Below are 26,577 nucleotides of genomic sequence, written 5' to 3'. Positions count from 1 at the left end.
CTGTCCGTTCTGACCCAACCCGAACGCGAAACCCTGCTGGAGATCCTGGAAGACCGCCACGGGCGCAGCTCCACCATCGTCACCAGTCAGGTGCCGGTCGAGGAGTGGCACGCAGTGATCGGCAGCCCAACCCTGGCCGACGCCATCCTGGACCGCCTCGTCCACAACGCCCACCGCATCGAACTCAGCGGCGAAAGCATGCGACGCATCACCGCCAGACGCGCCACGACCACCGAAACGCTTGACGCCAGAGAGCCTTCCTGAACGATTAGCCAATCGGCATGAAGCCTGCCCACGATGCCGTGGAATTCGTGCCCACGATCGCCTGGAACTGCTGCCCACGATCACTGGAATACGCACGCCAGGGCGATGGTGAAGCTGTCCCCGGCGCCACGCTCGGCGACCGCGGTGGCGGCGCTGGTCTGCACGAGGGCAAGGCCCGCCGGCGTTCCCGGCGGCGGTGGGGGCGGTGGCGGCGGCGGCGAGGGCGACGGATCATTGTCATAGACGGTGACGTTCACGCCCCGGCCCTGCAGATTGGAGAAGGCCGCGTCGCTGCTGCTGGTCGTGATCTGAACCCAGGCGTTCTCCGTTCCCTCGTAGGTGCTGTCGTTGGCCGCCGACACGATGACGCTGCGGGCCCGGGCCCAGTCGGCCGCGGCGATGGCGAAGGAGACGGTCTTTCCGGGGTTCGCTGTCGTGCTGCGGGCGAGGTTGAGGTCGGCCCCGACCGTGATCGCGACAGTGACGGTGGCCGTGGGCTGCCGCGAGAGCTGGACCGTGAAGGTATCGGTCGCGCCGCCCTCGGCGACATCCGTGGTGGCGCCCGTGGAGGTGATGATCACATCGGCCGCCACGGTCGTGGTGGCAGCCTCGTTCGCGGCGGTGCTGCCGGCGGGAAGGCCGGGTGGGCTTGTGCTGCCGGTCGTTCCGGTGGGGGCGGTGCCGGTCGTGCCGCCTGTCGTGGTGCCCGGTGTCGTGGTGCCCGGTGTCGTGGTGCTGGGTGTGGTGCCTGTGCCAGTGGTGGGGATCGAGGTAGGGGTGCCGGAATTCGACCCCGTGCCTGTCCCTCCGGTGCCGCCCGTGCCCCCGCCCGTCGGGGTGGAGGGCGTGGGGGCGGGCGTGACGGCGTCGTCCTCGGAGGTCACGTTCAGCACGGTGACGCCGAGGCTGAAGGCCGCCTCGTTCAGCCCGTCGGAGACGGCGATCATCACCTCGCGCGTCGTGCCGCCAAGGCGTAGCAGATCCACGCCGTCGCGCAGCTTCAGCGTGGTGCCCACGATTTCGAAGAAGGCCGAATCGGGCCAGAGCACGCGGTATTCGAGATTGGCGGCGTCGCTGTCCGGATCGGATGCTAGGAGGTCGCCGATGGGGGCGGCGATGTCGTTCTCGAGGACCGTGCCGCCATTGCGGAAGCGGAGATCCGAGGGGGCGGTGTCGTCCAGGCCGAGCAGGGCGATGGACCAGCCACCCGGCACCGCCTGCCAGACGCCGTCCAGCCGGACCGAAAGGCCGAAGTCCAGCAGCGGGTCGGCGCCGGCCGGAAAGGCCTCGCGGTCCAGCGCGCCGACGGGGGCGATGGTCACCTGGCCGCCGGGGCCGAGGCTTGCCTCGAACAGGGCGGCGTCCTCGCCGGTCAGCGCGACATCGGTCGCGCCCGCGGCGCCGGACAGGCTGAGAAGGGCGGACCAGTCCCCGGCCCGCCCATTCTCAAGGATGGTCGCGGGCATACTGCCCGTGGCCACGATTGGCATAGGTGACTCCAGTCGCGTCGTTTTGACGCGACGGAGCCTCCATGGCGGAGGTTAAGGCGGCGCTAACGGACCTGCGCCGAGACGAGGCCCCCGGCCCCGTCCCGTGGCGTTCAGGCCGCGGCGGCGCCCGGGGGCGACTCGATCAGGTCGCGCATGGCGCGGGCCCAGCGCGGGGCGGTGCCCAGCATGCCGTCGAGCACGCGCACGGGCAGGCCCTCGGCATATTCCAGCGCGGTCACGACGCGCGGATCCCAGCCCGAGGCCAGCGTATCCACCAGATGCTCGCCATGGCGCGGCCCCACCAGGTCGCCCACGCGGCGGGCGGCGACCAGGATTCGGGCCGCGGCCTCGTGCCGCAGGCGCTCGGCCAGGTTGTCGTTGGCGATCTCCGCCAGCGTATCCAGCGCGGGGTCCCGCGCCATGCGATCGGGCATCGTCTCAAGCTCCTCTGCGACAATGGCCTCTTTGGCTCGGCCCGGCCCGGCCTTTCTCAGGCCGTCAATTCCGGCCCTGCTGCCTCGGACCGGACGATGAAGAGGACCGGCTTCGGAGCAACAGGGGACGGAACGTCTCTACCCCGTCCCCCGTTGCGCTTGCTGCGCTATATGACGAGCCATGACCCGCGCCCTTCGCATCGCCGTCCTCCTTCTCATCCTCGGCCTCGGCGCCATCTGGGGGGCCGCCTTCGTCGCGCGGCGGCCCGGAGAGGGGGTCGGGGCCTCCTTCGCCCGGCTTTTGGGGAATGCGCCGCCGCCCAGCGCGGGCGGGGTGGCCCTTCCGGCCGGGGTGGGAATCGGGGGTCCCTTCACCCTGGTGGACGGAAATGGCCGGCGGGTGACCGAGGCCGACCTGCGGGGCAAGCTGGCCCTCGTCTTCTTCGGGTTCACCCATTGCCCCGATGTGTGCCCGACCGAGCTTCAGGCCATCGGCCAGACGATGGACATGCTGGGCCCGCAGGCCGAGGGCGTCCGCCCGGTCTTCATCACGGTAGACCCCGAGCGGGACACGCCGGAGCGGATGAAGGACTATGTGGCGCTGTTCCACCCCTCCATCACCGGGCTGACCGGCACGCCGGAGCAGGTGGCGGCCGCCGCGCGGGCCTGGCGCGTCTACTACAACAAGGTCACGCCGCCCGGCGCCTCCGAGTATCTGATGGACCACTCCTCCTTCACCTACCTGATGGGGCGGGATGGCAGCCTGCGCTCCCTCTTCCGCCCGGGGGTGACGCCGGAGGAGATGGCGACCACGATCCGGGCGAATCTTTAGCCACGGCGGCACCGGGCGGGGAAACGCCGGGGGATCGGCAGCGGGATCGGCCCTGCCCCGCGCCAAGCGCTGTTGCGCCGGGGGGGTGGGATGCGGCAATCCTGCGGCGCCATGCCCGACGCCCTCCCCACCCCCGCTCCCATCTCGCTCGCCAAGGACAAGATCCGCATCCTGCTGCTGGAGGGTATTTCCGACAGCGCGGTGGCGACGCTGGAGGGGGCCGGCTACACCAACATCCGGCGCGAGAAGAAGGCGCTGGACGAGGCGGCGCTGAAGGAGGCGATCAAGGGCGTCCATCTCCTCGGCATCCGTTCGCGCACCCGCGTGACCGAGGCGGTGATGGAGGCGGCGGACCGGCTGATCGCGATCGGCTGCTTCTGCATCGGCACGGACCAGGTGGACCTGGCGGCGGCACGGCACCGGGGCATCCCGGTCTTCAACGCCCCCTTTTCGAACACGCGTTCAGTCGCCGAGCTGGTGATGGGCGAGATCGTGATGCTGCTGCGCGGCATCCCCGGCCGCTCCAACGCGGCCCATGTGGGCGTGTGGGACAAGTCGGCGGCCGATAGCCGGGAGGTGCGCGGCAAGACGCTTGGCATCGTCGGCTACGGCAATATCGGCGCGCAGGTCTCGGTGTTGGCCGAGGCCTTCGGCATGCGCGTGACCTATTACGACACCATCCCGAAGCTGCCGCATGGCAACGCCATATCCATGCCCTCGCTCCGCGCCCTGCTCGAGGGCTCGGATGTGGTGACGCTGCATGTGCCCGAGACGCCGGCGACGCAGAACCTGATCGGCGCCGAGGAGATCGCGCTGATGAAGCCGGGCGCGGTGCTGATCAACAACGCCCGCGGGCGCGTGCTGGACCTGGACGCGCTGAAGGCGGCGATGGAATCTGGGCATCTCAGCGGGGCCGCGGTGGACGTGTTCCCCGAGGAGCCGGCGAAGAACACCGATCCCTTCGTCTCGCCGCTGCAGGGCCTGCGCAACGTGATCCTCACGCCGCATATCGGCGGCAGCACGGCAGAGGCGCAGTCGCGCATCGGCGAGGAGACGGGGCGCAAGCTCTCCGACTATTCGGACACCGGCTCCACCCTGGGCGCGGTGAACTTTCCCGAGGCGGTGCTGCCCGCCCGGCCGCGCGGCGCCCGCTTCATGCATGTGCATGGCAACCATCCCGGCACCCTGGCCGCCATCAACGAGGTGTTCACGCGCCATGGCGCGAACATCGCGGGCCAGTACCTGCAGACCGATCCCGAGATCGGCTATGTGGTGGTCGATGCGGAGGGGCTGCGTGACGCGCAGGCGGTGCTGCAGGAGCTGCGCGCCCTGCCCCGCACCATCCGCGCGCGCCTGCTCTACGAGCGCGGCTGACCCCACCCGCCCCCATCCGGCCTGGGCCACGCCGCCGGCGCGGCTCGGCGCGCCGGGTGGAGCGACGAGGGCTGGACCGCGCCGCGGCGCGTAACGCGGGCGGCCTACCGGCGAGGCGAAGGACAAATGGCCGGGCAGTAGCCCGCCCCCGACCCGCCGCCGACGAGCAACGAGAGGCCGTCACCTCCCCTTTGGAGAGAGTGCCATGAACCAGACCCCCTTCCGGCGCCCGATGGCGGCCCGCTTCCTGCGGCCCATCGCGCTGTCCGCGCTGCTGCTCGGCGGGATGGCCGGCGTGGCCCTGGCCCAGTCCTATCCCGACCGGCCGATCCGGCTGATCGTGCCCTTCGGCCCCGGCGGCGGCACGGACCTGCTGGCCCGGGTGGTGGCGGAGAAGGCCGGGGAGATCCTCGGCCGCTCCGTGGTGGTGGAGAACCGGGCCGGAGGCGGCGCAACGGTGGGGATCATCGCGCTGACCCAGGCGCGGCCCGATGGCTATACCCTGGCCGTCTGCCCGCCCATCTGCGCGACGGCACCCAGCCTCTACACCCCCGCGCCCTTCGACCCCGCCACCGCCTTCGCCCCCGTGACCGCCCTGGCCGACCTGCCGCTGGTGCTGGTGGCGCAGCGCGGCCTGGGCGTGAAGAGCGTGGCGGAGCTGCTGGCGAAGGCGCGGAGCATGCCGCAGGGGCTGAACTACGCCTCCCCCGGCGCGGGCTCCTCCAACCACCTGGCGGCGGAAGCCATGCGGCGCGCAACGGGGCTGGAGATGACGAACATCCCCTATCGCAGCGGCGCGGCCGCGCTGACCGACATCGTCTCTGGCCGGGTGGACATCTATTTCGACACGGTGGCCAGCGCGCTGCCGCAGATCCGCTCGGGCACGGTGGTCGCACTCGGCGTGACCGGCCCCGCGCGGGCGACGCAGCTGCCGGAGGTTCCGACCATGAGCGAGGCGGGCCTGCCCGGCCTGGAAACCTCGCCGCGCGCCCTGCTGGTGGCCCCCGCCGGGACGCCGGAGCCGATCCTGGCGCGGCTGAACGCCGCCTTCGTGGAAGCCCTGCAGGACGCAGCCACCGCCCGGCGCCTGGTGGAAATCGGCACGGAACCGGCCGGCGGCGCGGCCGCCGAGGCGAGCGCCCGGCTCGCGGAAGAGACGGCGCGGCTGGGACAGCTGATCCGTGAGAACCGGATCACGACGGACTGATCTTTTTCTGGGCTGTCGGTTTGTCCCGGGGAGAGGAAGAAGGAATTCTTCCTCTCCCCGGACCCCTCACCTTCTTCTTTTTCTTCAAGTTTGGAATCACGGGGCTGACGGTGCGCCTCGGGTCAGCGACCCGAGGCGACTGCAAACGCAGGAAAAGCACCCGCCAACCAGTGACCCCTTCGATCCGGGATATCGACGGCAGTCAGACGGGGTTCCAAGAGCCTCAAGCCCCTGGCGGGTGAGGCCCGGAGAGGGCAGAGCCCTCTCCGGGACGCCCGGCCTTAGTTCCGGCGCTGGTTGCCTTCCTCACGGATCCGCAGCGGCACGAAGCGCTGGCCCTGCTGCCCCTCCACGAGAAGGAGCGCGCTGGCGCGGTTCTGGCGGCGCAGCGCCTCGATGCGGCTCTGCACCTCCTGCGGCGTGTTCACGCGTTCCTGCTGCACTTCCACGATCACGTCTCCCGGGCGCAGGTCGCGCTCGGAGGCCGGGCCGCCGCTGTCCACCTCGGTAATGACCACGCCGCGCTGGTCGGGGCGGAGGCTGAAGCGCTCGCGCGCTTCCGAGGTGATCGGGCCGACCTTCAGGCCGAGGCCCTGCAGTTCCACCACCTGGCTGCGCGGCGCGGAGGGCTGGCCGCCGCGCGCCTGGGCTTCCGCCTGCTCGGCGGGCAGCTCGGCGATAGTGACCTCCAGCGTCTCCTCCTTGCCGTCGCGCCAGACGGTGACGGGGGCGGCGGTGCCCACGCGGGTCTCGGCGACGATGCGCGGCAGGTTCCGCATCTCACGCACCTCCTGGTTGTTGAATCGCAGGATCACGTCGCCGTTGCGGATGCCGCCCTTGGCGGCGGGCCCATCCTCCTGCGCGCGGGCGACGAGGGCGCCGCGCGCGGGCTTCAGGCCGAGGCTTTCGGCGATCTCGTCCGTCACCTGCTGGATGTTCACGCCGAGCCAGCCACGGCGGACGCGGCCGCTTTCCCTCAGCTGGGCGACGATGCCGCGCGCCAGGTTGGAGGGGATGGCGAAGCCGATGCCGATGGAGCCGCCGGAGGGCGAGTAGATGGCGGTGTTGATGCCGACCACCTTGCCCGCCATGTCGAAGAGCGGGCCGCCGGAATTGCCGCGGTTGATGGCGGCGTCCGTCTGGATGAAGTCGTCATAGAGGCCCTGGCGGATGTCGCGCGAGCGGGCCGAGATGATGCCGGCGGAAACCGAGGAGGCCAGGCCGAAGGGGTTGCCGATGGCGAGCACCCAGTCGCCCACCTGCGCGTCGTCGGAATTGCCGAATTCCACTGCGGTCAGCTGGCGGTCGGTCTTCAGGCGCAGCAGGGCGAGGTCGGTGCGCGGGTCGGTGCCGACGATCTCGGCCGGGATCGTCGTGTTGTCGTTCAGGACGATGTTGATCTCGGTGCCGCCCTCGACGACATGGTTGTTGGTGACCACGAGCTTCTCGGCGGCGTCGATGACGAAGCCGGAGCCGAGCGAGGTGCCGCGGCGCTGCTGCGGGGAGGGACGGCCCGGGGCGCCGGGGCCACCAGGGCCTCCCGGCGGGCGGTTGCGCTCGAGGAAGTCGCGGAAGAACTCCTCGAAGGGGCTGCCGGGCGGGGCCTGGGGCGCGTCGGGCGCGTCGGGGCGCTGGGCGTTGCGGGCGGCCGGGCTGGTGCTGACCTGCACGCTCACCACGGCCGGCAGGAGCTGCTGCGCGAGGGGCCGGAAGGAATTGGGCGCATCCCGCATGGGGGTTTGCGCGAAGGCGGGGACCATGGGCGCCGCCGCCAGGGCCGCGATCAGGGCCAAGGTGGTGGCGATGGGGGTGCGGGAGCGCAAGGCGGGTTTCCCTTCGGGCTTCGTGTGACCAGGACGCGGCATCCGGGGGCCGGGGCCGGGCGGGGCTGCATCTCTCCCGCAGATTGGACCATTCCGGCCCGCGCGAAAGGCCTTGCCTGTTACAAAGGGCGACCGGAGCGATCACGCCTGGGTGGGAATGTAACAACGGCCCGCCCCCGGGAGGGGACGGGCCGCTGATTCAGGCCTCTGCCGGCCGGTCCGCGCTAGCGCGTGCTGTTCGGGATTTCTCGGAAGTAACGGAAGAACTCGCTCTCCGGCGAGAGGAGGAGACGGGTCTCCCCCCCTTCGGAAAAGGCCTCGCGATAGGCCTGCATGCTGCGCCAGAAGCCGAAGAATTCCGGGTCGCGCTGGAAGGCATCGGCGAAGACTCGGATCGCCTCCTGCTCGCCCTGGCCACGCAGGATGTCGGCCTCGGCGGTCGCCTCGGCCAGCAGCACGGTGCGGTCGCGGTCGGCGGCGGCCCGGATGCGGGCGCCCTGCTCCGCGCCCTCGGCGCGCGCCTCGCGCGCCACGCGCTCACGCTCGGACTGCATGCGCGACAGCACGGCCTGGGTGTTCTCCTCCGGCAGGTCCGCGCGGCGGATGCGGACATCCTCCACGGCGATGCCGAAGCTCTTCGCCTCCTGATTCACCTGGTCCCGGATCTCGTTCATGATCCGCAGCCGGTCGGCCGAGAGGACGGCCAGCAACCGTTCGTTGCCGAGCACGCGCCGCAGCGCGGAGGAGACGATGGAGGCCAGTCGGCCACGGATCCCGTTCTCGGCCACGCCCACCGTCTGGAAGAAGAGCAGCGGGTCGGTGATGCGGAAGCGAGTGAAGCTGTCCACGATCAGGCGGCGCTGGTCCGCGAGGATCAGTTCCTCGCCCGAGGCCTCGTAATCCAGCAGGCGCCGGTCGAGGGCGATGACGCTCTGGATGAAGGGCAGCTTCACATGCAGGCCGGGCTCGCGGATCACGCGCTTGGGCTCGCCGAACTGGGTGATCAGCACCTGCTGGGTCTGATGCACGGTGAAGAGCGAGGAGGCGGCCGTGACGACGACGAGGACGAACAGGACGGCCAGGGCGGTGACGCGGTTCATCGGGCGATCCCCTGCGGCATGGTGCGGGGCGGCTGGGGCACCGGGGGCGGCGTGGGGGCCGAGACGGCCGGGGGCGTGGCGTTGCGGGGGATGGAGGCCGCGCGGCCGGTATCCAGGTTCAGCAGCGGCACGAGACCCTGGAGCCGGTCATCCACGATGATCTTCGGATTCTTCCGGAGGATCTCCTCCATCGTCTCCAGGTAGATGCGCCGCATCGTGACGTCCTGCGCCACTTGGTAGGAGGAAAGGACGGAGATGAAGCGCCCCGCCTCGCCGCGTGCGCGGGCGACCTGGCTGTCCTTCTGGCCCTGAGCTTCCTGCACCATCCGCTCCGCCTCGCCGCGCGCACGGGGGATGATGTCGTTGCGGTAGCTCTCGGCCTCGTTGCGGGCGCGTTCGCGGTCCGCATTCGCGCGCTGGACGTCGCGGAAGGCCTCGATCACCGCGTTGGGCGGATCGACCTTCTGCAGCTGCACCTGGGTGATCTCGATGCCCGCGCCATACTGGTCCAGGATGGCCTGGGTGCCCTGGCGAACCTGGCTTTCGATCTGCGCGCGCGCCTCGGTGAGGGCGGGCTGGATCGGGGTGCGGCCGATCACCTCACGCATCATGCTCTCGGAAGCCGACTTGACGGTGACCTCGGGGTTGCGCGTGTTGAACAGGTATTCGCCGGCATCGCGGATGCGCCAGAACACGGCGAAGTCGATGTCGATGATGTTCTCGTCACCGGTCAGCATCAGGCTTTCCTCCAGCACGTCGCGGCTGGGGGTGGGGCGCTGGGTGATGGAACCGGAATCGACGGCGCTGCGGAAGCCGACATCGACGCGGTTGATCCGGGTGACGCGCGGGGTCGTCACGCTCTCAACCGGCCAGGGGATGCGGTAGTTCAGGCCGGGCGGGGTGGTGCGGTTGAAGGCGCCGAAGCGCATGACCACACCCTGCTCGTCCGGCTGCACGCGATAGAAGCCAGAGGCGCCCCAGGCGGCGAGGCCGAGGACGGCCAGCACGGCCAGGCCCTTGCCGCCGCCGGTGCTGCCCATGCGGCGCGGCAGCCAGCGGCGCACCGCCTCCTGGGCCTGCCGGATCGCATCGTCCAGATCGGGGCCGCGGCCACTGCCGCCCGGGGGTGGCGTGCCCCAGGGGCCTTGCGGACGGTTGTTCCCGCTGGGCGATCCCCAGGGGCTCGGTCCGCCGCTGTTGTTCCACGGCATGGGCCGGTCACTCTCCCTCGATAGCAAGGCGGCCCCGTCCGCTTGCGCAGGCTGGGGGCCGCCCATATGGCATTCGCGGTCCATACCCTGTCGGGGCTGGTCCGGGCAGATGGCCATGTTGGCCGGGATGTAGGGGTTTTCAAGCGATGGTGAGCGGCATCGAGGCGGCGGTCCGGGCAGCGCTGGCCGGCCTGCGGGACCCCACGAGCGGGCGGGACCTTGTTTCGGCGGGCATGGTCGGCGGAGTCGCCGTGCGGGACGGGATGGTGCAGGTGGAGATCGCCGTGCCGCGGGAAAGGGCGCGGGAGTTCGAGCCGGTGCGCGCCGCGGCGGAGGCGGCGGCGCGCGCCGTGCCCGGCGTGATTTCGGCCAGCGCCGTGCTGACGGCGCATCGGGCGGGCCCCTCCCCCGCCCCCCAGGCAGCCCCACAGGCCGCGCCGCATGGTCATGCTCACGGTGCCCCCCAGGGGGCGCCGCGCGGCGGCATGCTGCTGGGCGATGTGGGCGCGGTGATCGCCGTCGCCTCGGGCAAGGGCGGGGTGGGCAAGTCCACCACCGCCGTGAACCTGGCCGTGGCCCTGGCGCAGAAGGGGCTGCGGGTGGGGCTGCTGGATGCGGACATCTACGGCCCCTCCCTGCCCCAGATGCTCGGCGCGCATGAGAAGCCGCGCGTGGATGGCAACCGGATCATCCCGATCGACCGCTGGGGGCTGAAGGCCATGTCCATCGGCTTCCTGGTGGACCAGGAGACGCCGATGATCTGGCGCGGGCCGATGGTGATGGGCGCGCTGGAGCAGATGATGTCCCAGGTGGAGTGGGGCGCGCTGGACGTGATGGTGGTGGACATGCCGCCCGGCACCGGCGACACGCAGCTCACCATGTCGCAGCGCGTCGCGCTGCGGGGCGCCGTCATCGTCTCCACGCCGCAGGATGTCGCGCTGCTGGATGCGCGGCGCGGCATCCGCATGTTCGAGAAGGTGAACGTGCCCGTGCTCGGGCTCATCGAGAACATGAGCTATTTCTGCTGCCCCAACTGCAACCACCGCAGCGAGGTCTTCGGCCATGGCGGCGCGCGGGTGGAGGCGGAGCGGCTGGGCGTCGAGTTCCTGGGCGAGCTGCCGCTGACGCTGGCCATCCGCGAGCATGCGGATGCGGGGCACCCGGTGGTGCTCGGGGCGCCGGATTCGGGCGAGGCGCGGGCCTATCGCGCCATCGCGGAGCGGGTCTGGGCCAAGGCGGGCGGGGCGCGTGCGGCCGGGCCGCGAATCGTGGTGGACTAGCGCCCGCGCATCACAGGAGGCCGTCCGTCTCCTCGGCCAGCGGCATGGCATCCGCCGCGCCGGGGCGGGAGACGGCGATGGCCGCCGCGGCGCAGGCGCGCCGCATGGCGTCTTCCAGCGGCGTCCCGCGGGACAGCGTGGCGGCGAGGACGCCGCACCAGCTGTCCCCCGCGCCGGTCGTGTCCTGCACCCGGTCCGGCACGAAGGCAGGGCTGCGCCAGCGGCCCTCGGGCCCGGCGGCCTCGGCGCCCCGTTCCCCGAGGGTGACGGCGACCGGGATGCCGAGCGCCGCGTGCAGCGCGGCGGCGCTGGTGGCGCAGCCGAGCTGGGCGGCGAGCCAGGCGGCCTCATGCTCGTTGGCGATCAGCAGGCCCAGCGCGCGCAGGGCATCCGGCGCGATGGGCAGGGCCGGGGCGAGGTTGAGCACGGCCAGCGCGCCCGAGGCGCGGGCGCGGTGGATGAGGCGCGCGTTTTCCTCCGGCGGCACCTCCATCTGCATCAGCACCACCTCCCCCTCGGCAAGCGGCGGCACCTGATCCGCCCGGGCCAGGGCATTGGCCCCGGGCGAGACGGCGATCTGGTTGCGCCCGGCCGCGTCCACGCAGATGCAGGCGGCGCCGGTGGGCGAATCGGTCCATGCCACGGCGGAGACATCCACCCCCGCGCCGCGCAGGGCTGAAAGCGCGATTGCCGCCATTGCGTCCCGTCCCACGGCCCCGGCGAAGCGCACGACGGCCCCGTCCCGCGCCGCGGCCACGGCCTGATTCGCCCCCTTGCCCCCCGGGAGGGCGCGCCAGGGCCCGCCCAGCACCGTATGCCCCGGTGCGGGGAGGACCGGGACAGGGAAGACGAGGTCCGCATTGGCCGAGCCGAAGACGGTGACGCGCATCGAACCGGCATGGCTCCGGGCCGCGCGCAAGGCAACCCGGCCGCGGGGCTGGCCGTTCCGGACTGGCCGGGCGCGGGGCCCGGTGATGCGCGGGGAGGAACCCGATGTTACCGATCGCCGCCCTGGTCTACCTGCCCCTCGCCTCGCTCATGCTCGGCACGGCGATGCTGGCGACCACCCTGGCGCTGCCACCCGGTTCCGCGCTGCAGGCCGCGGGCCCGGCCTATCTTGCCGCGGGGCTGACGAGCCTCGCCCTGGCCGCGCCGCTTGCCTTCCGCATCGCCCGGCGGATGACCACTTGGCGGGACCGGCTGGGCATCCCCGCCGATTTCGACGTGCGGCGGCGGAAGGGGATGGTCGTCTTCATCCGCCGCTGAGCCGGACACCCTCTCAGGCCTGGGCTCGGCGTCAAGCGGCGGCCTCAGGCCTGGGGCGGCTGGCCGTTGGAGGCGGAGAGGCCGCCATCGACCGGCAGGTTCACGCCGTTGACGAAGCGCGCATCGGGGCCTGCGAGGAAGGCGATGACGCCGGCCACCTCCTCGGGCTCCGCCGCGCGGCCGAGCGGGATGCGCTCGGCGAACTTTGCCATGAGCTTCTGGTCGCCCAGCATGTCCTTCGTCATGTCGGTGGCGGTGAGACTGGGGCAGACGGCATTCACCCGCACCCCATGGCGGCCCAGCTCGAGCGCGAGGGCGCGGGTGAAGTTGGTCACGGCGCCCTTGGCGGCGTTGTAGATGCTCATGTCCCAGTCCCCGCCGAGGCCGGAGACGGAGGAGACGTTCACCACGCAGCCCCCAGTGGCGACGAGCTGGGGGATGGCGGCGCGGGTGAGGAAGAACACGCCGTCGAGATCCGTGCCCATCACGGCCCGCCATTCCGCCGTCTTCGCCTCCGCCAGCGGGCCGGTGACGACGGTGCCGGCGTTGTTCACCAGCACGTCCAGCCGGCCGAAGGCCTCCAGCGTCTGGTTCACAAGGAAAATGCACTGCGCCTCTTCCGACACGTCGACGGAGAGGGCGAGGGTGCGCTCCGAAGGCAGGTCCTGCGCGACGCGGTCGACCTTCTCCTTCGTCCGACCGGCAAGCACGACCGCATAGCCGTCCCGCGAGAACCGGCGCGCGGTGGCTGCCCCCATGCCGGAACCCGCGCCCGTGATGACCGCCACCTTGCCCTCGAAACGCGCCATGGCTCGCTTCCTCGCTGTTGCGCCGCAAACAACGCATCAGGAGGCCGGCGGTATTCCTGAGGATGGCCATCATGCCCGGGGCGCAGGGCTCGCGGGGGGCGGGAAGGCCTAGGCGGTCGCCCGGCCCAGGGCGAAGCCGCCCACCAGCGCCCCGATGATGACCGCCCAGATATCGCCGAGCACGGCGGCCGCGATGGGCAGAATGACGAGGAGGGTGAGGACGATCACCGCGACCCCGGTCCAGGAGGTTCCGCCCAGCAGGCGGGCGCGCCAGCCGGCGGCGCGCGCCGCGCCCGCAGCGGCCCGGCTGCCCGCCCCGCCCTTGCCGCGCCCTGAAGACTGGGCCGAAGCCTGGGCCTGGGCGCGGGGCTGGGCACGGGCGGGGGCCGGCTTGCGGGGGGTGGCGCCGGCCTTGCCGGCGGGGGCCTTGCTCATCGCCGCCGGAAGATCAGGCCTCGCGGCCCAGAATGGCCATCAGCTCCCGCCATTCGCGCTTGGAGAGGCCGCTGCCCTCCTGCTGCGGGTCCTTCCCCTCCACCATGGCGCGCACGGCGGCGAGCATCTGGGCCGAGAGGGTGACGGCGCCCATGCGGTAATCGCGGAAGGCCTCGTGCGCGAGCGGGACCCAGGCCTTCACCGTCTCCAGCATCGCCTCCGCATAGACGCGGATCTCGTATTGCGCATGGGCATCGGCGCGCAGCGAGAGGAAGTTGAGGAGGTTGTGCAGGTCCGACTTCCAGTACCACTGGGTATAGGCGTTCAGCGTGAGGTTCATGCGGGCGAGCTCGCGCGCCAGGCCGTGGCGGCCCTCATCGATCACGCGGCCTTCCGCATCCTCGTTCAGCATGTCGAGATAGTGGTCGTAGTTGCGGGTCGCGTCCTCGCGAAGCAGGTCGAGCACGCGCGCGGCTTCCGCGCCCTGCAGCACGTCCCCGCGGCCCTGGCGGTTCACGGCGGATTGCGCGGCCAGCTGGTCCGGGGCGGGCAGGTAGAACTCGCGGTCCAGGATCGAGTAGCGGGCGGAGTACTCGTTCACATTCGCCATGCGATGGCGGATCCACTGCCGCGCCACGAAGATGGGCAGCTTCACGTGGTACTTGATCTCGCACATCTCGAAGGGCGTGGAGTGCCGGTGGCGCATGAGGTAGCGGATGAGCCCGCGATCCTCGTTCGCCGCCTTCGTGCCGCGGCCATAGGAGACGCGGGCGGCCTGCACCACCGCCGAATCGTCGCCCATATAGTCCACCACCCGGACGAATCCGTGGTCGAGCACGGGGATGGGGCGGAAGAGCATCGCCTCCAGCCCCGGGGAGACGGGGCGGCGGGTCTCGTGGCGCTGCGCCTCGGCCTCGGCCAGTTCCCGCCGCTGCGTCTCAGAAAGTTCCATGGATGATCCGACCCCCGTCAGCCCGGCGGCTGACCCTGAGGCGGCGGTTTAGCGGGGCCGGCAGGGGTGCGAAAGCCCAGGTATCGAGCCGGCGCGACGGCGGGCCGGAGGGTGGATGGCGGGCCGAAGCTCCGCCACGGCCGCAAAAAAACCGCCGGCCTCCCCCATGAGGGCGGCCGGCGGCTCTGTGCGGCTCAGGAAGCCGGACCGGCGTCAGGCGCCGGCCCGATTCGCCTTACTGAACGGGGCCGCCACGGTTGGCGCGCGAGCCCGGATCCGCCACGTCGCCGGCGACCGGGGCGTTGGAACGGGCGCGGCCGGAGGCGGCGCGGCCGGTGCCGCCGCCACGGCTGGAGCGCGAGCCGGGATCGGCGACGTCGCTGGCGACCGGAGCGTTGGAGGTGGCGCTGCCAGAAGCGGTCGGGGCCGTCATCGGGCCGCCGCGCGAGGCGCGGGAGCCCGGGTCGGTCACGTCGCCGGTCATGGCGCCGGTGCCCGGCGGCGGCGGCGCGCTGGCGGACGAGGGGGCCTGGTTGGCGCAGGCCGAGAGCAGGCCGACGGCGGCCAGCACGGCCGAAACGCGAAGCATGGATGACAGCCGAATCACTGTTGCCTCCTGGTTGTATCGTTTTGAAACTGTGCAACTACTTCGGTGGGCTGGCAAGCGGCTGGCCCGATATTTCGTGGAACCGCCACCATCGCTTCGTCCATGGGCGAGGTGCCTAGCAATCGTCCGCGTGACGCACTATATGGGTTGGTGCCGCCTTCGGGCGACTATGGTGATAAACGGCACGTGGAATAAGCGTTGTGGACCCGGGGGCAGTGCCCGGCGCCTCCACCAAACCATCCCGCCTTATCAGCGGGACGTTGGGGGCGAAACAGGCTCGACGCGCGCGGTAAAGACGTGTCCTTTGCCCGGCATTGTACCGCCGTTATCGGGCTAAATCACAAGTGCCAACGATAATGGTCGCGAGACCATGGCGCTCGCTGCCTAGAGATAGGTAAGCGCCGTCCGGGGGGAACGGGGCAACAGAATCCCCCCACCTACTTCATTCAGCCGAAGAGCAGCCGGTGCGCCACGCGCCCCGGCATGAAGATGGCCGCGCCGCCCGCGACATAGAGACTGGCTGCGGCGATCAGCATCATGCGCCGGTGCGCGGCGATCCGGCCCTGGCGCACCATCACCACCGCCCGCGCCAGCGTCACCAGCAGAACCAGGGCGAGGAGGTGGAGGGGCGAGAGCCCGTCCCGTGCCACGAAGAGCGCGCTGAGCGCGGCGCCGGCCAGCGCCAGGGCGGCGATGCGCCCGAGGGGGCGGTGCCCGGCCAGGCCCAGGCGCGGAAGCAGCAGCGCGAGGGGCACCGCCAGCATGGCAAAGGCGGAGAAGCCGAGATGAACGAGGACTGGGAGAGGGATGGTCATGGCCACCGGAAACCTCTATGTGAATGCTGTTAACTTACCTCCGATGTGAACGATGTCAACATTCAACCGGCCCTATCATCATGGCGACCTGCGCGCGGCGCTCATTGCGGCCGCGGAAGAGCTGCTCGACGAAGGCGGCGACGGCGCGCTCTCCCTCCGCGAGGCCGCCCGGCGGGCGGGCGTGTCCGCGCCGGCGGCCTATCGCCACTTCCCCGACAAGGACGCGCTGCTGGCCACCATCGCCGCCCGCGGCTTCTCCGCCTTCGGGCAGGCGCTGCGCGAGGCGGCGTCGGGCGCGCCGGATGCGCCGCTCGATGCGATGGGCGTGGCCTATGTGGACTTCGCCCTGGCCCGCCCGGCGCGCTTCCGCCTGATGTTCGGGCCGGTGATCGCGCGCGCGAAGGGGCGCGATCCCGCGCTGGACGCGGCGCGGGAGGCTGCCTTCGCCGCGCTTTCCGCCCAGGCCGGCTCGCGCGCCGCCTCGCTGCGGGCTTGGGGCATGGTGCATGGCCTGGCCATGCTGCTGCTCGACGGCGCCCTGCCGGCCGAGGACCCGGCGGCGCTGGTACGGGAGGTGCTCGGGGGCGCGCCCCCCTCCCCCCAGGCGGCCGTTTCAGCCGGGCGCTAGGCCGCGTGCGGAACCTCCCCTATACGCAGGTTATCTTCATAATCCGCCCGGCCTTGGACATGATGTTATGAGCGAGCACACGCCGCCCCCCGAGAGCCTGCTGCCCTATGACCGCTGGACCGAGGAGGCGATGCGGAACGTGGCGCTGCGCGCCCTCGAATTCGCGGCGAAGAACGGGCTGCCCGGGGAGCACCACTTCTATCTCACCTTCCGCACGGACCATCCGGACACGAAGGTGCCCGGCCATCTGAAGGCCCGCTACCCGCAGGAGATGACCATTGTCCTGCAGCACCAGTTCTGGGATCTGACGGTGGACCGGGCGGAGCAGAAGGTGTCCGTCGGCCTCTCCTTCGGCGGCGTGGCCGCGACGCTGGTGATCCCCTTCGCGGCGCTGGTGGCCTTCTGGGACCCGCATGTGCGGGTAGGGCTGCGCTTCGGCGACATGGCCATTCCGGACGCGGAAGCCGAGGCGGTGCCGGATGCGGTGGAGTCCGAGCCCCCTCCCCCCTCGCCCGAGGCTTCCAAGCCCGACGCGCCGGCCCAGGTGGTGAGCCTGGACGCCTTCCGCCGCCGGCCGACCAAGGAATAACGCATGATCCGGCGCTTCCCCGGCGGCCATCCCGGCCGGAGCGCCGCGGTGGTGCATGACGGGCGCGTCTTCGCGGTGGTGACCGCGCCCGAGAAGGAGCCGAGCCTGCTGGCGCAGACGCGCGGCGCGCTCCGTGCCCTGGATACGCGGCTGGAGGCCGCGGGCAGCCACCGCAGCCTCGTGCTCAGCGCGACAGTCTACATCACGGATATGAGCCAGAAGGCCGAGATGAACCAAGCCTGGCTGGAATGGGTGGACATGGAAAACCCGCCCCAGCGCGCCTGCCTCGGCGTGGCGCTGGAGGGTGAGGACCTGGTGGAGATCACGGTCGTGGCGGCCTTGCGGGAGGGGTGATCCCCCTTCAACCGGCGGGGGCCGGTTTCCATCTCTGTTCTGCCTGCTGGCGCGCCGGACCCGCGCGCGCTAACACCACCCCCATCCATTGCGTGGCCGAATGCCGCGCCGCCCCGCGCCTGCCGCCTCTCCGGCGGGCCAGCCTTCGGAGAGCGCTTCCGTGACCTCCCCTTCCGACCAGATCCTCGAAGCCGCGCAGCCGCCGGTCCCGTCCGGGCCGAGCAGCGCCGCGACCCCGGTCGCCACCCGCGACGGCGCGGAGGCCGATGCCGGCACCCCCGTCTCCCAGCGCACGGCGGGCTTCCTCTTCAGCCCGATGTTCCCGCTGGCCGAGGACACCACCCCCTATCGCAAGCTGGACATCGCCGGCGTCTCCACCATCGAGGTGGAGGGCAAGACGGTCCTGAAGATCAAGCCCGAGGTGCTGGAGCAGCTGGCCTTCGAGGCCTGCAAGGATGTCTCCCACCTGCTGCGCCCGGGGCACCTGCAGCAGCTGGCGAACATCCTGAAGGACCCGGAGGCGAGCGCCAATGACCGCTTCGTGGCGCTGGACCTGCTGAAGAACGCCAGCATCTCGGCCGGCGGCAAGCTGCCGATGTGCCAGGACACGGGCACGGCCATCGTCTTCGGCAAGAAGGGCCAGCGGGTCTGGGTGGAGGGCGACGAGGAGGAGGCGCTCTCCTACGGCGTGCACCGCACCTATACCGAGACCAATCTGCGCTATTCGCAGATGGCGCCGCTGACGATGTATGACGAGGTGAACACCGGCAACAACCTGCCGGTCCAGTTCGACATCTACGCCTCCCCCGGCGACTACCATGCCGACGAGTTCAGCCTGCAGTTCATCCTCAAGGGCGGCGGATCGGCCAACAAGACCTTCCTCTACCAGCAGACGCGGGCGGTGCTGAACAAGCCGAAGCTGCTCGCCTTCCTGGAGGAGAAGATCAAGACGCTCGGCACCTCCGCCTGCCCGCCCTACCACCTCTCGATCGTCATCGGCGGCACCTCGGCCGAGACGAACCTCAAGACGGTGAAGATGGGCTCGACCCGCTATTACGACACGCTGCCGGAGAAGGGCAGCAAGGCGGGCCATGCCTTCCGCGACCGGGAGCTCGAGGCCGAGATCCACAAGCTGACGCAGAACATCGGCATCGGCGCGCAGTTCGGCGGCAAGTATTTCTGCCACGACGTGCGGGTGATCCGTCTGCCGCGCCATGGCGCCAGCCTTCCCATCGGCATCGGCGTCTCCTGCTCGGCCGACCGGCAGATCAAGGCGAAGATCACGCCCGAGGGCGTGTTCCTGGAGCAGCTGGAGCATGACCCCGCCCGCTTCCTGCCCGACCAGACGGAGGGGCTGGAGGAAGCCGGGGAGGTCGTGAAGATCGACCTGAACCAGCCGATGGATGCGATCCGCGCCGAGCTGTCGAAGCACCCGGTGAAGACCCGCGTGTCGCTCACCGGCACCATCGTCGTGGCGCGCGACATCGCCCATGCGAAGCTGAAGGAGCGGCTGGACGCGGGTCAGGGGCTCCCGGATTACATCAAGAACCACCCGGTCTATTACGCGGGCCCGGCCAAGACACCTGAGGGCATGCCCACCGGCTCCTTCGGCCCGACCACCGCGGGGCGCATGGACAGCTACGTGGCCGAGTTCCAGGCCGCGGGCGGTTCGCTGGTGATGCTGGCCAAGGGCAACCGCTCCAAGGCGGTGACCAATGCCTGCAAGCAGTTCGGCGGCTTCTACCTCGGCTCGGTCGGCGGGCCGGCGGCACGGCTCGCGCAGGACTGCATCCGCAAGGTCGAGGTGCTGGAGTATCCGGAGCTCGGCATGGAAGCCGTGTGGCGGATCGAGGTGGAGGACTTCCCCGCCTTCATCGTGGTCGATGACAAGGGCAACGACTTCTACGACGGGCTGGAGTGAGGGCTAGGCTGGCGGGCCTCGCGCCCGCCAGCCCCTGACCCCACGGCTGTTCTCAGGCCCGCCCGCTCAGGCGGCGCTTTCCTCCAGTGCCGGCTGCTCCTGCCTCGCGGCGATTGCCTGCCGGATGCGGGTGAGACGCGACTGGCCCGGGCTGATGGCCAGCCCCCGGTCGCAGAGCGCCAGGGCCTCCGCCTGCCTTCCGGCCTGCGCCATGGCCTGGGCCGCATAGCTCATGAGCGTCGCGTCATCCGCGTCGAGAGCGATGGCGCGTTCATAGGCCTGGACCGCTTCCGCCCAGCGGGACTGCCGCTGCAGGCTGTGGCCGAGATTGTGCCAGGCCATCGCACTGCCCGGGAGGGCCTGGGCGAGCGCCCGGAACGCCTCCTCCGCCGTGAAGGGATCGTTCTCCGCCAGCGCGTCGAAGCCGGTGCGGATCCATTCCACCATGCGCGGCTTCAGGTCGAAGGGCAGGCGGCGGGGATGCTTGCCGAGCAGGCCGCCGCCGGAGACCGTGTCGGCCAGCAGGTCGTGGGAGACGCCGGCGCGCCGCAGGTCGCCGGGGAGCGTATGCGCGGCACCGCGGAAGAAGTGCAGCCGCACGCCGGGCACCCCGACCATGTGCACGGCGCTGATGAGGTCCTGGGCATCGCGTTCCCCAAAGAGGAGATGCGCCTCCTTCGGCGGGTGCTCCAGCGCGACCTTGCGGAGATCGGTATAGGGCAGGTCCAGGCGGCGCCCCAGAAGGCGGGCGCTGCGCGTGCCGGGCATTCCCAGGGCGGTCTGGCCCGATACGGCCACGATGCGCTCGGCCTTCAGCAGCAGCCCGAACAGAAGGGCGCCGAAGGCCCCGAAGGAGAAGCCGAAGCTGTAGACGCGCTTCGCACCGGATTGCGCGATGAGGAGGCGGAGTTCCTCGAGCATGCCCGGGATGCTCTCGACCAGCGCGGGAATGCCGCCCGTGGCCCATTCCGGCCGCATGTTGGTGTATTGGAGACGGCTGGCCCGCACGCCGGAAAAGCGGGTCGGCGACCCGAAGCGCCCCTCGCTCTCCGTGAAACCGGGGAAGACGAGGATGAGGTCCTCCGCACCCTCCAGGAGATCGAGCTTGTAGTAGGTGGTTTCAGTTGGAAGCATCGGGCCGTCACTTCACTGAGGTGATCAGAAGGTACTGGATACGACACGGCCCCTGCCAGATTCCCCGGCACAACCACGAAATCGTGATAAGAAGTCCGGGGTGGCTCGCCCCCTGAATGGTCTTGTCAGAGCGCGGGTTGACCGCCATGGCCGCCCCCTGCCATCTGCTGCCCCCGAAACGGCCAGACGAGCAGGACGGATGACCCGCCGCCTCATCTCCTCCGGTTCGCGCTTCGAGCGCGAGATCGGCTATTCGCGCGCGGTGGTGGATGGGGACCTTGTCTTCGTCTCGGGCACCACCGGCTATGACTACGCTACCATGACCATCGCCGAGGACGTGCAGGCCCAGTGCGAGCAGGCGCTGCGCAACATCGCCGCCGCCCTGGACGAGGCCGGAGCGACGCTCGCCGATGTCGTGCGCATCCTCTACATCGTGCCCGACCGCGCGGATTGGGAACCCTGCTGGCCCGTGCTGCGCCGGCATTTCGGCGAGACCCGCCCCGCCTCCACCCTCATCCATGCCGGGCTGCAGACGGATGCGATGCGGATCGAGATCGAGGTGACCGCGCGCCTCCGCCCCACGCCCTGAACACGCCCCCCGCACACGCCCTTCTGAGGACCGCCCCGATGCGCTTCGCCGTGGACCGCCTGGACCATCTGGTCATCACCTGCAACGACGTGGAGACCATGGCGAGCTGGTACCAGCGCGTGCTGGGCATGGAGCGGGAGAGCTTCGGCCCGTACAACCGCACCTCGCTGCGCTTCGGCGGGCAGAAGCTCAATCTCCGCCCGAAGGAGGCGACGCAGGAGGACTGGTTCACCGGCCGCGGCGCCGCGCCGGGCGGCAACGACCTGTGCTTCATTGTGACGGTGATGGGGGAGGACGTGGTGTCGCACCTCCGGGATTGCGGCGTCACGGTCGAGGCGGGGCCGGTGGAGAAGGCGGGCGCGCTCGGCACCATCAACTCGGTCTATTGCCGCGACCCCGATGGCAACCTGATCGAGATCTCCTCCTATGGGGATGTGCGGTGAGCACGATGCTCGACACGCCGCGGCTGCTGCTGGACGCGGCGCGGCTGGAGGCGAATGCGCGGCGCCTGCGGGACCGGGCGGCGGCGCTGGGGGTTTCCTTCCGGCCGCATTTCAAGACCGCGAAGTCGGTCGAGGTCGCGCTGGTCTCCCATGGCGGGCAGCCCGGCCCGGCGACGGTCTCCACCATGAAGGAAGCGGAGGCCCTGGCGGCTTCCGGGGCCTCCACCGACATCCTCCTCGCCGCCACCGCCATTCCCGCGCGCCTGCCGCGTGCCGAGGCGCTGATGCGCCGCCACGGTGCGCGTCTGGTGCTGGTGGTGGACACGCCGGAGATGGCCGGGATGCTCGATGCGGCCGCCACCATGCCGCATGAGGTGCTGGTGGAGGTGGATTCCGGCGAGCACCGCGCCGGCGTGCCGCCCGAGCGGGCCCTGGCCGTGGCCCGGGCCATCCATGGCGGGCGCAACCTGCGCCTGGCGGGGGTGATGACCCATGGCGGGCATTCCTATGGCTCGAACGATCCCGAGGCAATCGCCGATATCGCGGAGGCCGAGCGCGTCGCGACGGTTTCGGCGGCCGAGGCCATCCGTGGCGCCGGGATGCCGGCGCCGATCGTTTCCGTGGGCTCCTCGCCCACCCTGCTGCATGCGCGGCACCTCACGGGGGTGACGGAGGTGCGCGCCGGCGTTTCCCTTTTCTGGGACCTGGCGCAGATGTCGCGCGGGATGTGCGCCTGGGACGACATGGCGCTTTCCGTCCTCTCGACCGTGATCGGGCACAACCGGCAGTCCCGCGCCCTGGTGCTGGATGCGGGGGCGCTGGCGCTTTCGAAGGACGTCACGGCCAATGCCTTCGCGCCCGAGACGGCCTATGGGACGCTCGGGGACGCGCAGACCGGGGCGGCGCTGCCGCTGCATGTGACCAGCGCCTATCAGGAGCATGGGATGGTGCCCGTGCCGGATGAGAGCTGGTTCGAGCGCCTGCCCGTGGGCAGCCTCGTCCGGGTCTATCCCAACCATGCCTGCCTCACGGCCGCGGGAGGCTATGGCGCGTATGACGTGCTGGACGGAACGGGTAACAGCATCGCGCGCTGGGCGCGTGTCGATGGCTGGCACTGAGGGCTAGCGGCTGACGGGGCGGCTGCCCAACTCCTCCGCCATGTCGCAAGCCCAAGACACCCGCACCCAACCCACCCGCACCGAGACGGACAGTCTCGGCACGATCGAGATCGCCGCCGACCGGCTCTGGGGGCCGCAAACTGAACGGGCGCGGCGATTGTTCCAGATCGGGTCGGAGGTCTTCCCGCCCTCGCTCATCCGCGCCGTGGGCCTCCAGAAGCAGGCGGCGGCCGAGGCCAACAGGCAGCTGGGCGAGCTGCCGGCCGAGATCGCCGACCCCATCATCGCCGCCGCGCGCGAGATCGCGGCGAATGAGCGCGACGCGGATTTCCCCCTGCCCGTCTGGCAGACCGGCTCCGGCACCCAGACGAACATGAACGCCAACGAGGTGATCTCGAACCGCGCGAACCAGATGCTGGGCCAGCCGCTCGGCTCGCGGAAGCCGGTGCATCCGAACGACCATGTGAATCGCGGCCAGTCCTCCAATGACAGCTTCCCCGCGGTGATGCATGTCGCGGCCGCCGAGGCGGTGGTGAAGCGGCTGCTCCCCGGGCTGGAGGCGCTGCAGGCCAGCCTCGCCCGGCGGGCTGCGGAATGGGACGGGATCGTCAAGCTCGGGCGCACGCATCTCATGGATGCGGTGCCGGTCACGCTGGGCCAGGAGTTCCGGGCCTGGGCGATGCAGGTGGAGCTGGGGATCGCGCGCGTGAAGGCCGCACTGCCGGACCTGATGCGCCTGCCCCAGGGCGGCACGGCGGCGGGCACCGGGCTCAACACCCATGCCGATTTCGCCCGCGTCTTCGCCGAGCGGATGGCGGCGCTCACCGGCCTGCCCTTCACCGCGCATCCGCACCCCTTCGAGGGGATGATGGCGCATGACGCCTTGGTGGCCCTTCAGGGCGCGATGAACACGGTCGCCGTCTCGCTGAACAAGATCGCGAATGACGTGCGGCTTCTGGGCTCCGGCCCGCGGGCGGGCTTCGCCGAGCTGGTGATCCCGGCGGACGGGCTCTCCTCCTCCATCATGCCGGGCAAGACGAACCCGACGCAGTCGGAGGCGCTGACCATGGTCTGCGCGCAGGTGATGGGGAACACGACCACGGTCACCGTGGCCGGCGCGCAGGGACATCTGGAGCTGAACGTCTTCAAGCCCGTCATCATCCAGGCGGTGCTGCAATCCGCCACCCTGCTGGGCGATTCCGCCGCCAGCTTCGCCCACAACATGGTGGACAAGCTGGAGCCGAACCGGGAGCGGATCGCCGAGAACCTGGCGAAGTCGCTGATGCTGGTGACGGCGCTGAACCCGAAGATCGGCTACGACAAGGCCGTGCAGATCGGGAAGAAGGCGCTGGCCGAGAACCTGACGCTGCGAGACGCCGCGGCGCAGCTCGGCCATGTGAAGCCCGAGGATTTCGACCGCTGGGTGCGGCCGGAGGAGATGACGCGCCCGGGGGCGACCCTGGCCGGGGGCTGATGGCGGGACATCTGGTCAAGCGCTCCTTCACCCTGGCGGGGCATCGCACCTCCGTGGCGCTGGAGCCGGAATTCTGGGCGGTGCTGGAGGAGGAGGCGGCGCGGCGGGGCGAGGCCCTGCTGCGCCTGGTGGCCGCGGCCGATGCGGCGCGGGACGACCCTTCCCTCCCCCTCGCCTCGGCGCTGCGGGTGCTCGCGCTCGGCGTGGCGCGGGGGCGCTGAGGCGCGGTCTTTCCGTTCTGCGCGATGAATTGACTTTGCCGTGACCGTATGGAAATCGGGGCCCCTTCGCGCCTCGATGCGCGCCGGGAAGGACCCGAAATGTATCCAGCGGTGGCCTTCGGTGCCGGGATTGCGCTTGCTCTCCTGATCTTCCCCTTAGGTCTGCTTTTCGGCCTTGCCTCCTACTGGGACCTGGTCAGCGGCGACAACGCGGCGAACTGGATCGGCTACGAGGCCTTCGCGCGGGATGCGTGGCGCTGGCCGCTCTTCCGCACCACCCTGCTGGCGCCGCCGGACGGGGTGAACATCCTCTTCACCGACCCCATCCCGCTGATGGCGCTGCTCGGGAAGATCGTCTTCAAGGCCACGGGGTGGCTGCCGAACTATTTCGGCCCCTGGCTGCTGCTGGCCTATGGCCTGCAGTCGCTCAGCGGCTATGCGCTGCTGCGCGTGCTCGGGCTGGAACGCGCCGCCGCCCTCGCCGGATCGCTGCTCTTCCTCGTCGTGCCCACCTTCATCTTCCGCTACGGGCATTTTCCGCTGGTGGGGCACTGGGCCATCCTGGCCGCGCTCGCGCTCTATGTGCTGATGACGCGGGATGGCGGCTGGCGGCCGGTGCTGCTGGGCACCGGGCTCGTGCTGTTGATGGTGGTCATCAACCCCTACCTCATGGTGATGGCGGCCGGGGTGGTGGTGGCCGGGCTGGGAGACGGGCTGCTGCGCCGCCGGCTGGGCTGGGCCCAGGCGCTGGGGGGTGCCGCTCTGCTCTTCCTCGGCGTCGGGGTGCTCTCGGTGGCCTTCGGCTTCATCGAGCCGGGGCGGCCGCCGAGCGCCGGCGGCGGCTTCGGCTTCTATTCGATGAACCTGCTCTCCCCCGTTATCCCGCAGCTCAGCATCTGGCCCGGGCGGGCCAGCTTCATCCTGGCGGGGCCGCCCGGGCAGTATGAGGGGTTCAACTATCTTGGCCTCGGCATCCTCGGCCTGCTCGTGCTGGCGGTGGTGCTGGGCTGGCGGCCGCTCCTTGCGCTGCTGCGGGGCCGGGTTCTGCTGGTTCTCGCCCTGCTCGGCATGGCCGCCTATGCGCTGTCCACGGAGGTGTATGCCGGCACGCATCACATCCTGAGCCTTCCGCTGGAGCGCTTCGGCCCCTTCGCGGCGATCAGCGGCATCTTCCGCTCCAGCGGGCGCTTCTTCTGGCCGCTCGGCTACTTCCTCCTCGCCGCCGCGCTGGTGGCGCTCCGGGCCCGGCTGGGCGCGCGGGGGGTGGTGGTCCTCGCCCTGGCCGCCCTGCTCCTCCAGGCCGTGGAGATCCGCCCGCTCTTCGCCTCGGTCCAGCAGAGGGCCCAGGCCGAGGCCCCCGTGATCGACCGCGCGGCCTGGATGGAGGCGCTGCGGAGCCATGACGAGCTGCTGATCCGCCCGCAATATCTCTGCGCCTCGGAGGCGAACCGCCCCGTGCTCTATGCGCTCGGCGTCGTCGCCGCGCGGCTCGGCATCTCCACCAACTCGGCCATCGTCAACCGCTCCGGCCTCGACTGCCAGGCCGAGGCGCTCGCCTTCACCCGCGACCTGCGCCACGGGGCGCAGGGGCGTGACCCGCTGGTGGTGCTGCTGGGCAGCGACGTGACGCCGAACCTGGCCCGCGGGGTGGCGAAGGCGGCGGGGCTGGCCTGCGTGGGGGCCAGCTTCGGTTATGCCTGCTCCAGCGAGCCGCTGCGCCCTTCGGTGCTGGCCCTGGGCGGCCCGCTCGGGCCCGAGGAGACCATCGGCCTGAACGAGCCCGTCTCCACCTTCGCGGGCGCGAACGGGCTGCGCTTCCTCGGCGCCGGCTGGTCCGAGCCGGGGCCCTGGGGCAGCTTCGGGATGGGTCCGGAATCCCGGATCTCCGCGCGGCTCGCCCAGCCGGCCTGCGGCGACCTCGTGATGGAGGCCCTGGTCATCCCGCTCTCCAGCGGGCCCTATCTCGTGCGCGAGGCGGCGGTCACGCTGAACGACCGCGCCGCCCCGCCCGCGCGCGTGGCCGGGCCGGGGGAGCAGCGCGTCCTCGCCCGCCTGCCCAATCCCGGCTGCACGGAGCGGGTGGAGATCGGGCTACGCTTCGAGGGGCTGCGCTCGCCGCAGCAGCTCGGCATGAACACGGACCCCCGGCTGCTGAGCTGGGCCGTCAGGGAATTCACCGTCCGGACAGCGCCCTGACGGGCGGCGGA

The 26,577-nt window shown here is 71.0% G+C and carries 28 protein-coding genes and 1 other RNA gene; 17 read left to right on the top strand and 12 right to left on the bottom strand.

What is annotated here, in order from left to right:
* Positions 1 to 264, top strand: a 264-nt coding sequence (locus tag BUB97_RS20775; protein WP_175562697.1) for an ATP-binding protein, incomplete at its 5' end; no start/stop codon positions are given.
* An 80-nt stretch (positions 265 to 344) separates the two neighbouring features.
* Here the strand turns inward: BUB97_RS20775 and BUB97_RS20770 are convergent.
* Together BUB97_RS20770 and BUB97_RS20765 are read right to left on the bottom strand one after the other, a co-directional pair.
* Positions 345 to 1,754 carry a hypothetical protein gene (locus tag BUB97_RS20770; RefSeq protein WP_073138336.1) on the bottom strand — a complete coding sequence of 470 codons (1,410 nt, stop codon included), beginning with the start codon at positions 1,752 to 1,754 and terminating at the stop codon, positions 345 to 347.
* A gap of 110 nt (positions 1,755 to 1,864) precedes the next feature.
* Positions 1,865 to 2,188: a hypothetical protein gene (locus BUB97_RS20765; RefSeq protein ID WP_073138335.1), complete on the bottom strand. Its 324-nt coding sequence runs from the start codon at positions 2,186 to 2,188 to the stop codon at positions 1,865 to 1,867.
* Between the two features lie 181 nt (positions 2,189 to 2,369).
* On the opposite strand from BUB97_RS20765, the gene BUB97_RS20760 reads away from it, so the two are divergent.
* The 3 genes from BUB97_RS20760 to BUB97_RS20750 all read left to right on the top strand — a co-directional run bounded on the left by BUB97_RS20760 (position 2,370) and on the right by BUB97_RS20750 (position 5,601).
* On the top strand, positions 2,370 to 3,020 hold the full coding sequence (locus tag BUB97_RS20760) for an SCO family protein (RefSeq protein WP_073138333.1): 651 nt from the start codon (positions 2,370 to 2,372) through the stop codon (positions 3,018 to 3,020).
* A gap of 111 nt (positions 3,021 to 3,131) precedes the next feature.
* A complete protein-coding gene (gene serA, locus BUB97_RS20755) occupies positions 3,132 to 4,394 on the top strand; it encodes a phosphoglycerate dehydrogenase (protein WP_073138331.1) in 1,263 nt (420 codons plus the stop codon).
* A 205-nt stretch (positions 4,395 to 4,599) separates the two neighbouring features.
* Positions 4,600 to 5,601 (top strand): Bug family tripartite tricarboxylate transporter substrate binding protein, encoded by a 1,002-nt coding sequence (locus tag BUB97_RS20750; RefSeq protein WP_086062422.1) that lies wholly within the window; start codon positions 4,600 to 4,602, stop codon positions 5,599 to 5,601.
* Between the two features lie 281 nt (positions 5,602 to 5,882).
* On the opposite strand, the gene BUB97_RS20745 is transcribed toward BUB97_RS20750, so the two are convergent.
* From BUB97_RS20745 to hflK, 3 genes are all read right to left on the bottom strand, one after another.
* Complete coding sequence (locus tag BUB97_RS20745; RefSeq protein ID WP_245818395.1) at positions 5,883 to 7,424, bottom strand: DegQ family serine endoprotease; 1,542 nt, start codon at positions 7,422 to 7,424, stop codon at positions 5,883 to 5,885.
* Positions 7,425 to 7,648: 224 nt separating this feature from the next.
* Positions 7,649 to 8,524, bottom strand: coding sequence for a protease modulator HflC (gene hflC, locus BUB97_RS20740; protein WP_073138327.1), 876 nt, complete (start codon positions 8,522 to 8,524; stop codon positions 7,649 to 7,651).
* Positions 8,521 to 9,735, bottom strand: a complete 1,215-nt coding sequence (hflK, locus tag BUB97_RS20735; protein ID WP_073138325.1) for an FtsH protease activity modulator HflK — start codon at positions 9,733 to 9,735, stop codon at positions 8,521 to 8,523. Before hflK ends, hflC begins: the two co-directional genes overlap by 4 nt.
* 146 nt (positions 9,736 to 9,881) lie before the next feature.
* Here hflK and BUB97_RS20730 point away from each other — a divergent pair, with 146 nt between their 5' ends.
* Complete coding sequence (locus BUB97_RS20730; RefSeq protein ID WP_073138323.1) at positions 9,882 to 11,015, top strand: Mrp/NBP35 family ATP-binding protein; 1,134 nt, start codon at positions 9,882 to 9,884, stop codon at positions 11,013 to 11,015.
* Positions 11,016 to 11,025: 10 nt separating this feature from the next.
* On the opposite strand, the gene BUB97_RS20725 is transcribed toward BUB97_RS20730, so the two are convergent.
* On the bottom strand, positions 11,026 to 11,904 hold the full coding sequence (locus tag BUB97_RS20725; protein ID WP_073138321.1) for a ribokinase: 879 nt from the start codon (positions 11,902 to 11,904) through the stop codon (positions 11,026 to 11,028).
* 104 nt (positions 11,905 to 12,008) lie between these two features.
* Between BUB97_RS20725 and BUB97_RS20720 the strand changes: the two genes are divergently transcribed.
* Complete coding sequence (locus BUB97_RS20720; RefSeq protein ID WP_073138319.1) at positions 12,009 to 12,281, top strand: hypothetical protein; 273 nt, start codon at positions 12,009 to 12,011, stop codon at positions 12,279 to 12,281.
* A 44-nt stretch (positions 12,282 to 12,325) separates the two neighbouring features.
* Here the strand turns inward: BUB97_RS20720 and BUB97_RS20715 are convergent, their stop codons facing one another.
* The 4 genes from BUB97_RS20715 to BUB97_RS20700 form a co-directional block, all read right to left on the bottom strand.
* On the bottom strand, positions 12,326 to 13,090 hold the full coding sequence (locus BUB97_RS20715) for a meso-2,3-butanediol dehydrogenase (RefSeq protein ID WP_073138317.1): 765 nt from the start codon (positions 13,088 to 13,090) through the stop codon (positions 12,326 to 12,328).
* A gap of 108 nt (positions 13,091 to 13,198) precedes the next feature.
* Positions 13,199 to 13,525, bottom strand: coding sequence for a hypothetical protein (locus tag BUB97_RS20710; RefSeq protein WP_073138315.1), 327 nt, complete (start codon positions 13,523 to 13,525; stop codon positions 13,199 to 13,201).
* Between the two features lie 13 nt (positions 13,526 to 13,538).
* Entirely contained in the window at positions 13,539 to 14,477 is a 939-nt protein-coding gene (gene thyX, locus BUB97_RS20705) for an FAD-dependent thymidylate synthase (RefSeq protein ID WP_073138313.1), read from the bottom strand.
* A gap of 235 nt (positions 14,478 to 14,712) precedes the next feature.
* Complete coding sequence (locus BUB97_RS20700; protein ID WP_073138311.1) at positions 14,713 to 15,066, bottom strand: hypothetical protein; 354 nt, start codon at positions 15,064 to 15,066, stop codon at positions 14,713 to 14,715.
* 130 nt (positions 15,067 to 15,196) lie between these two features.
* Between BUB97_RS20700 and ssrA the strand changes: the two genes are divergently transcribed.
* Positions 15,197 to 15,522, top strand: a transfer-messenger RNA (tmRNA) gene (gene ssrA / locus BUB97_RS20695).
* 8 nt (positions 15,523 to 15,530) lie between these two features.
* Here the strand turns inward: ssrA and BUB97_RS20690 are convergent.
* Positions 15,531 to 15,899: a DUF2306 domain-containing protein gene (locus tag BUB97_RS20690; protein ID WP_139281409.1), complete on the bottom strand. Its 369-nt coding sequence runs from the start codon at positions 15,897 to 15,899 to the stop codon at positions 15,531 to 15,533.
* Positions 15,900 to 15,951: 52 nt separating this feature from the next.
* On the opposite strand from BUB97_RS20690, the gene BUB97_RS20685 reads away from it, so the two are divergent.
* The 4 genes from BUB97_RS20685 (at position 15,952) to BUB97_RS20670 (ending at position 19,391) form a co-directional block, all read left to right on the top strand.
* Positions 15,952 to 16,527: a TetR/AcrR family transcriptional regulator gene (locus tag BUB97_RS20685; protein ID WP_073138307.1), complete on the top strand. Its 576-nt coding sequence runs from the start codon at positions 15,952 to 15,954 to the stop codon at positions 16,525 to 16,527.
* Between the two features lie 67 nt (positions 16,528 to 16,594).
* The gene (locus BUB97_RS20680; protein WP_073138305.1) at positions 16,595 to 17,116 is read left to right on the top strand and encodes an SspB family protein; all 522 of its coding nucleotides are present in this window, start codon (positions 16,595 to 16,597) and stop codon (positions 17,114 to 17,116) included.
* Between the two features lie 3 nt (positions 17,117 to 17,119).
* The gene (locus BUB97_RS20675) at positions 17,120 to 17,470 is read left to right on the top strand and encodes a RidA family protein (protein ID WP_073138303.1); all 351 of its coding nucleotides are present in this window, start codon (positions 17,120 to 17,122) and stop codon (positions 17,468 to 17,470) included.
* Positions 17,471 to 17,786: 316 nt separating this feature from the next.
* Positions 17,787 to 19,391: a fumarate hydratase gene (locus tag BUB97_RS20670; RefSeq protein ID WP_073138348.1), complete on the top strand. Its 1,605-nt coding sequence runs from the start codon at positions 17,787 to 17,789 to the stop codon at positions 19,389 to 19,391.
* Between the two features lie 66 nt (positions 19,392 to 19,457).
* Here BUB97_RS20670 and BUB97_RS20665 read toward each other — a convergent pair whose 3' ends face one another.
* Complete coding sequence (locus BUB97_RS20665) at positions 19,458 to 20,525, bottom strand: tetratricopeptide repeat protein (RefSeq protein ID WP_073138301.1); 1,068 nt, start codon at positions 20,523 to 20,525, stop codon at positions 19,458 to 19,460.
* 199 nt (positions 20,526 to 20,724) lie between these two features.
* Here BUB97_RS20665 and BUB97_RS20660 point away from each other — a divergent pair, with 199 nt between their 5' ends.
* From BUB97_RS20660 to BUB97_RS20635, 6 genes are all read left to right on the top strand, one after another.
* Positions 20,725 to 21,114: a RidA family protein gene (locus BUB97_RS20660; RefSeq protein ID WP_073138299.1), complete on the top strand. Its 390-nt coding sequence runs from the start codon at positions 20,725 to 20,727 to the stop codon at positions 21,112 to 21,114.
* Positions 21,115 to 21,152: 38 nt separating this feature from the next.
* Positions 21,153 to 21,557, top strand: coding sequence for a VOC family protein (locus BUB97_RS20655; protein ID WP_073138297.1), 405 nt, complete (start codon positions 21,153 to 21,155; stop codon positions 21,555 to 21,557).
* A 5-nt stretch (positions 21,558 to 21,562) separates the two neighbouring features.
* Positions 21,563 to 22,675 carry an alanine racemase gene (locus tag BUB97_RS20650; RefSeq protein WP_073138346.1) on the top strand — a complete coding sequence of 371 codons (1,113 nt, stop codon included), beginning with the start codon at positions 21,563 to 21,565 and terminating at the stop codon, positions 22,673 to 22,675.
* 40 nt (positions 22,676 to 22,715) lie between these two features.
* A complete protein-coding gene (locus BUB97_RS20645; protein WP_073138295.1) occupies positions 22,716 to 24,149 on the top strand; it encodes a class II fumarate hydratase in 1,434 nt (477 codons plus the stop codon).
* Complete coding sequence (locus tag BUB97_RS20640) at positions 24,149 to 24,370, top strand: ribbon-helix-helix domain-containing protein (RefSeq protein WP_073138293.1); 222 nt, start codon at positions 24,149 to 24,151, stop codon at positions 24,368 to 24,370. Before BUB97_RS20645 ends, BUB97_RS20640 begins: the two co-directional genes overlap by 1 nt.
* 99 nt (positions 24,371 to 24,469) lie before the next feature.
* A complete protein-coding gene (locus tag BUB97_RS20635; RefSeq protein WP_073138292.1) occupies positions 24,470 to 26,566 on the top strand; it encodes a DUF6311 domain-containing protein in 2,097 nt (698 codons plus the stop codon).
* The last annotated feature ends 11 nt before the right edge of the window (positions 26,567 to 26,577 follow it).

This window comes from Muricoccus roseus, assembly GCF_900141905.1.
GTDB classification, from domain to species: Bacteria; Pseudomonadota; Alphaproteobacteria; order Acetobacterales; family Acetobacteraceae; genus Roseomonas; species Roseomonas rosea.
This window is presented reverse-complemented; position numbering and strand designations above follow the sequence as displayed.

Excerpts from the sequence above, each read along its gene's own strand:
- BUB97_RS20730 (WP_073138323.1), top strand. The coding sequence starts at position 9,882 with ATGGTGAGCGGCATCGAGGCGGCGGTCCGGGCAGCGCTGGCCGGCCTG.
- BUB97_RS20715 (WP_073138317.1), bottom strand. The coding sequence starts at position 13,090 with ATGGCGCGTTTCGAGGGCAAGGTGGCGGTCATCACGGGCGCGGGTTCC.
- BUB97_RS20710 (WP_073138315.1), bottom strand. The coding sequence starts at position 13,525 with ATGAGCAAGGCCCCCGCCGGCAAGGCCGGCGCCACCCCCCGCAAGCCG.
- BUB97_RS20765 (WP_073138335.1), bottom strand. The coding sequence starts at position 2,188 with ATGCCCGATCGCATGGCGCGGGACCCCGCGCTGGATACGCTGGCGGAG.
- BUB97_RS20760 (WP_073138333.1), top strand. The coding sequence starts at position 2,370 with ATGACCCGCGCCCTTCGCATCGCCGTCCTCCTTCTCATCCTCGGCCTC.
- BUB97_RS20680 (WP_073138305.1), top strand. The coding sequence starts at position 16,595 with ATGAGCGAGCACACGCCGCCCCCCGAGAGCCTGCTGCCCTATGACCGC.
- BUB97_RS20675 (WP_073138303.1), top strand. The coding sequence starts at position 17,120 with ATGATCCGGCGCTTCCCCGGCGGCCATCCCGGCCGGAGCGCCGCGGTG.
- BUB97_RS20690 (WP_139281409.1), bottom strand. The coding sequence starts at position 15,899 with ATGACCATCCCTCTCCCAGTCCTCGTTCATCTCGGCTTCTCCGCCTTT.
- BUB97_RS20635 (WP_073138292.1), top strand. The coding sequence starts at position 24,470 with ATGTATCCAGCGGTGGCCTTCGGTGCCGGGATTGCGCTTGCTCTCCTG.
- serA (WP_073138331.1), top strand. The coding sequence starts at position 3,132 with ATGCCCGACGCCCTCCCCACCCCCGCTCCCATCTCGCTCGCCAAGGAC.
- BUB97_RS20640 (WP_073138293.1), top strand. The coding sequence starts at position 24,149 with ATGGCGGGACATCTGGTCAAGCGCTCCTTCACCCTGGCGGGGCATCGC.
- BUB97_RS20750 (WP_086062422.1), top strand. The coding sequence starts at position 4,600 with ATGAACCAGACCCCCTTCCGGCGCCCGATGGCGGCCCGCTTCCTGCGG.
- BUB97_RS20670 (WP_073138348.1), top strand. The coding sequence starts at position 17,787 with ATGTTCCCGCTGGCCGAGGACACCACCCCCTATCGCAAGCTGGACATC.
- BUB97_RS20645 (WP_073138295.1), top strand. The coding sequence starts at position 22,716 with ATGTCGCAAGCCCAAGACACCCGCACCCAACCCACCCGCACCGAGACG.
- BUB97_RS20685 (WP_073138307.1), top strand. The coding sequence starts at position 15,952 with ATGTCAACATTCAACCGGCCCTATCATCATGGCGACCTGCGCGCGGCG.
- BUB97_RS20770 (WP_073138336.1), bottom strand. The coding sequence starts at position 1,754 with ATGCCAATCGTGGCCACGGGCAGTATGCCCGCGACCATCCTTGAGAAT.
- hflK (WP_073138325.1), bottom strand. The coding sequence starts at position 9,735 with ATGCCGTGGAACAACAGCGGCGGACCGAGCCCCTGGGGATCGCCCAGC.
- BUB97_RS20650 (WP_073138346.1), top strand. The coding sequence starts at position 21,563 with ATGCTCGACACGCCGCGGCTGCTGCTGGACGCGGCGCGGCTGGAGGCG.
- BUB97_RS20665 (WP_073138301.1), bottom strand. The coding sequence starts at position 20,525 with ATGCTTCCAACTGAAACCACCTACTACAAGCTCGATCTCCTGGAGGGT.
- BUB97_RS20655 (WP_073138297.1), top strand. The coding sequence starts at position 21,153 with ATGCGCTTCGCCGTGGACCGCCTGGACCATCTGGTCATCACCTGCAAC.
- thyX (WP_073138313.1), bottom strand. The coding sequence starts at position 14,477 with ATGGAACTTTCTGAGACGCAGCGGCGGGAACTGGCCGAGGCCGAGGCG.
- hflC (WP_073138327.1), bottom strand. The coding sequence starts at position 8,524 with ATGAACCGCGTCACCGCCCTGGCCGTCCTGTTCGTCCTCGTCGTCGTC.
- BUB97_RS20725 (WP_073138321.1), bottom strand. The coding sequence starts at position 11,904 with ATGCGCGTCACCGTCTTCGGCTCGGCCAATGCGGACCTCGTCTTCCCT.
- BUB97_RS20700 (WP_073138311.1), bottom strand. The coding sequence starts at position 15,066 with ATGCTTCGCGTTTCGGCCGTGCTGGCCGCCGTCGGCCTGCTCTCGGCC.
- BUB97_RS20660 (WP_073138299.1), top strand. The coding sequence starts at position 20,725 with ATGACCCGCCGCCTCATCTCCTCCGGTTCGCGCTTCGAGCGCGAGATC.
- BUB97_RS20720 (WP_073138319.1), top strand. The coding sequence starts at position 12,009 with ATGTTACCGATCGCCGCCCTGGTCTACCTGCCCCTCGCCTCGCTCATG.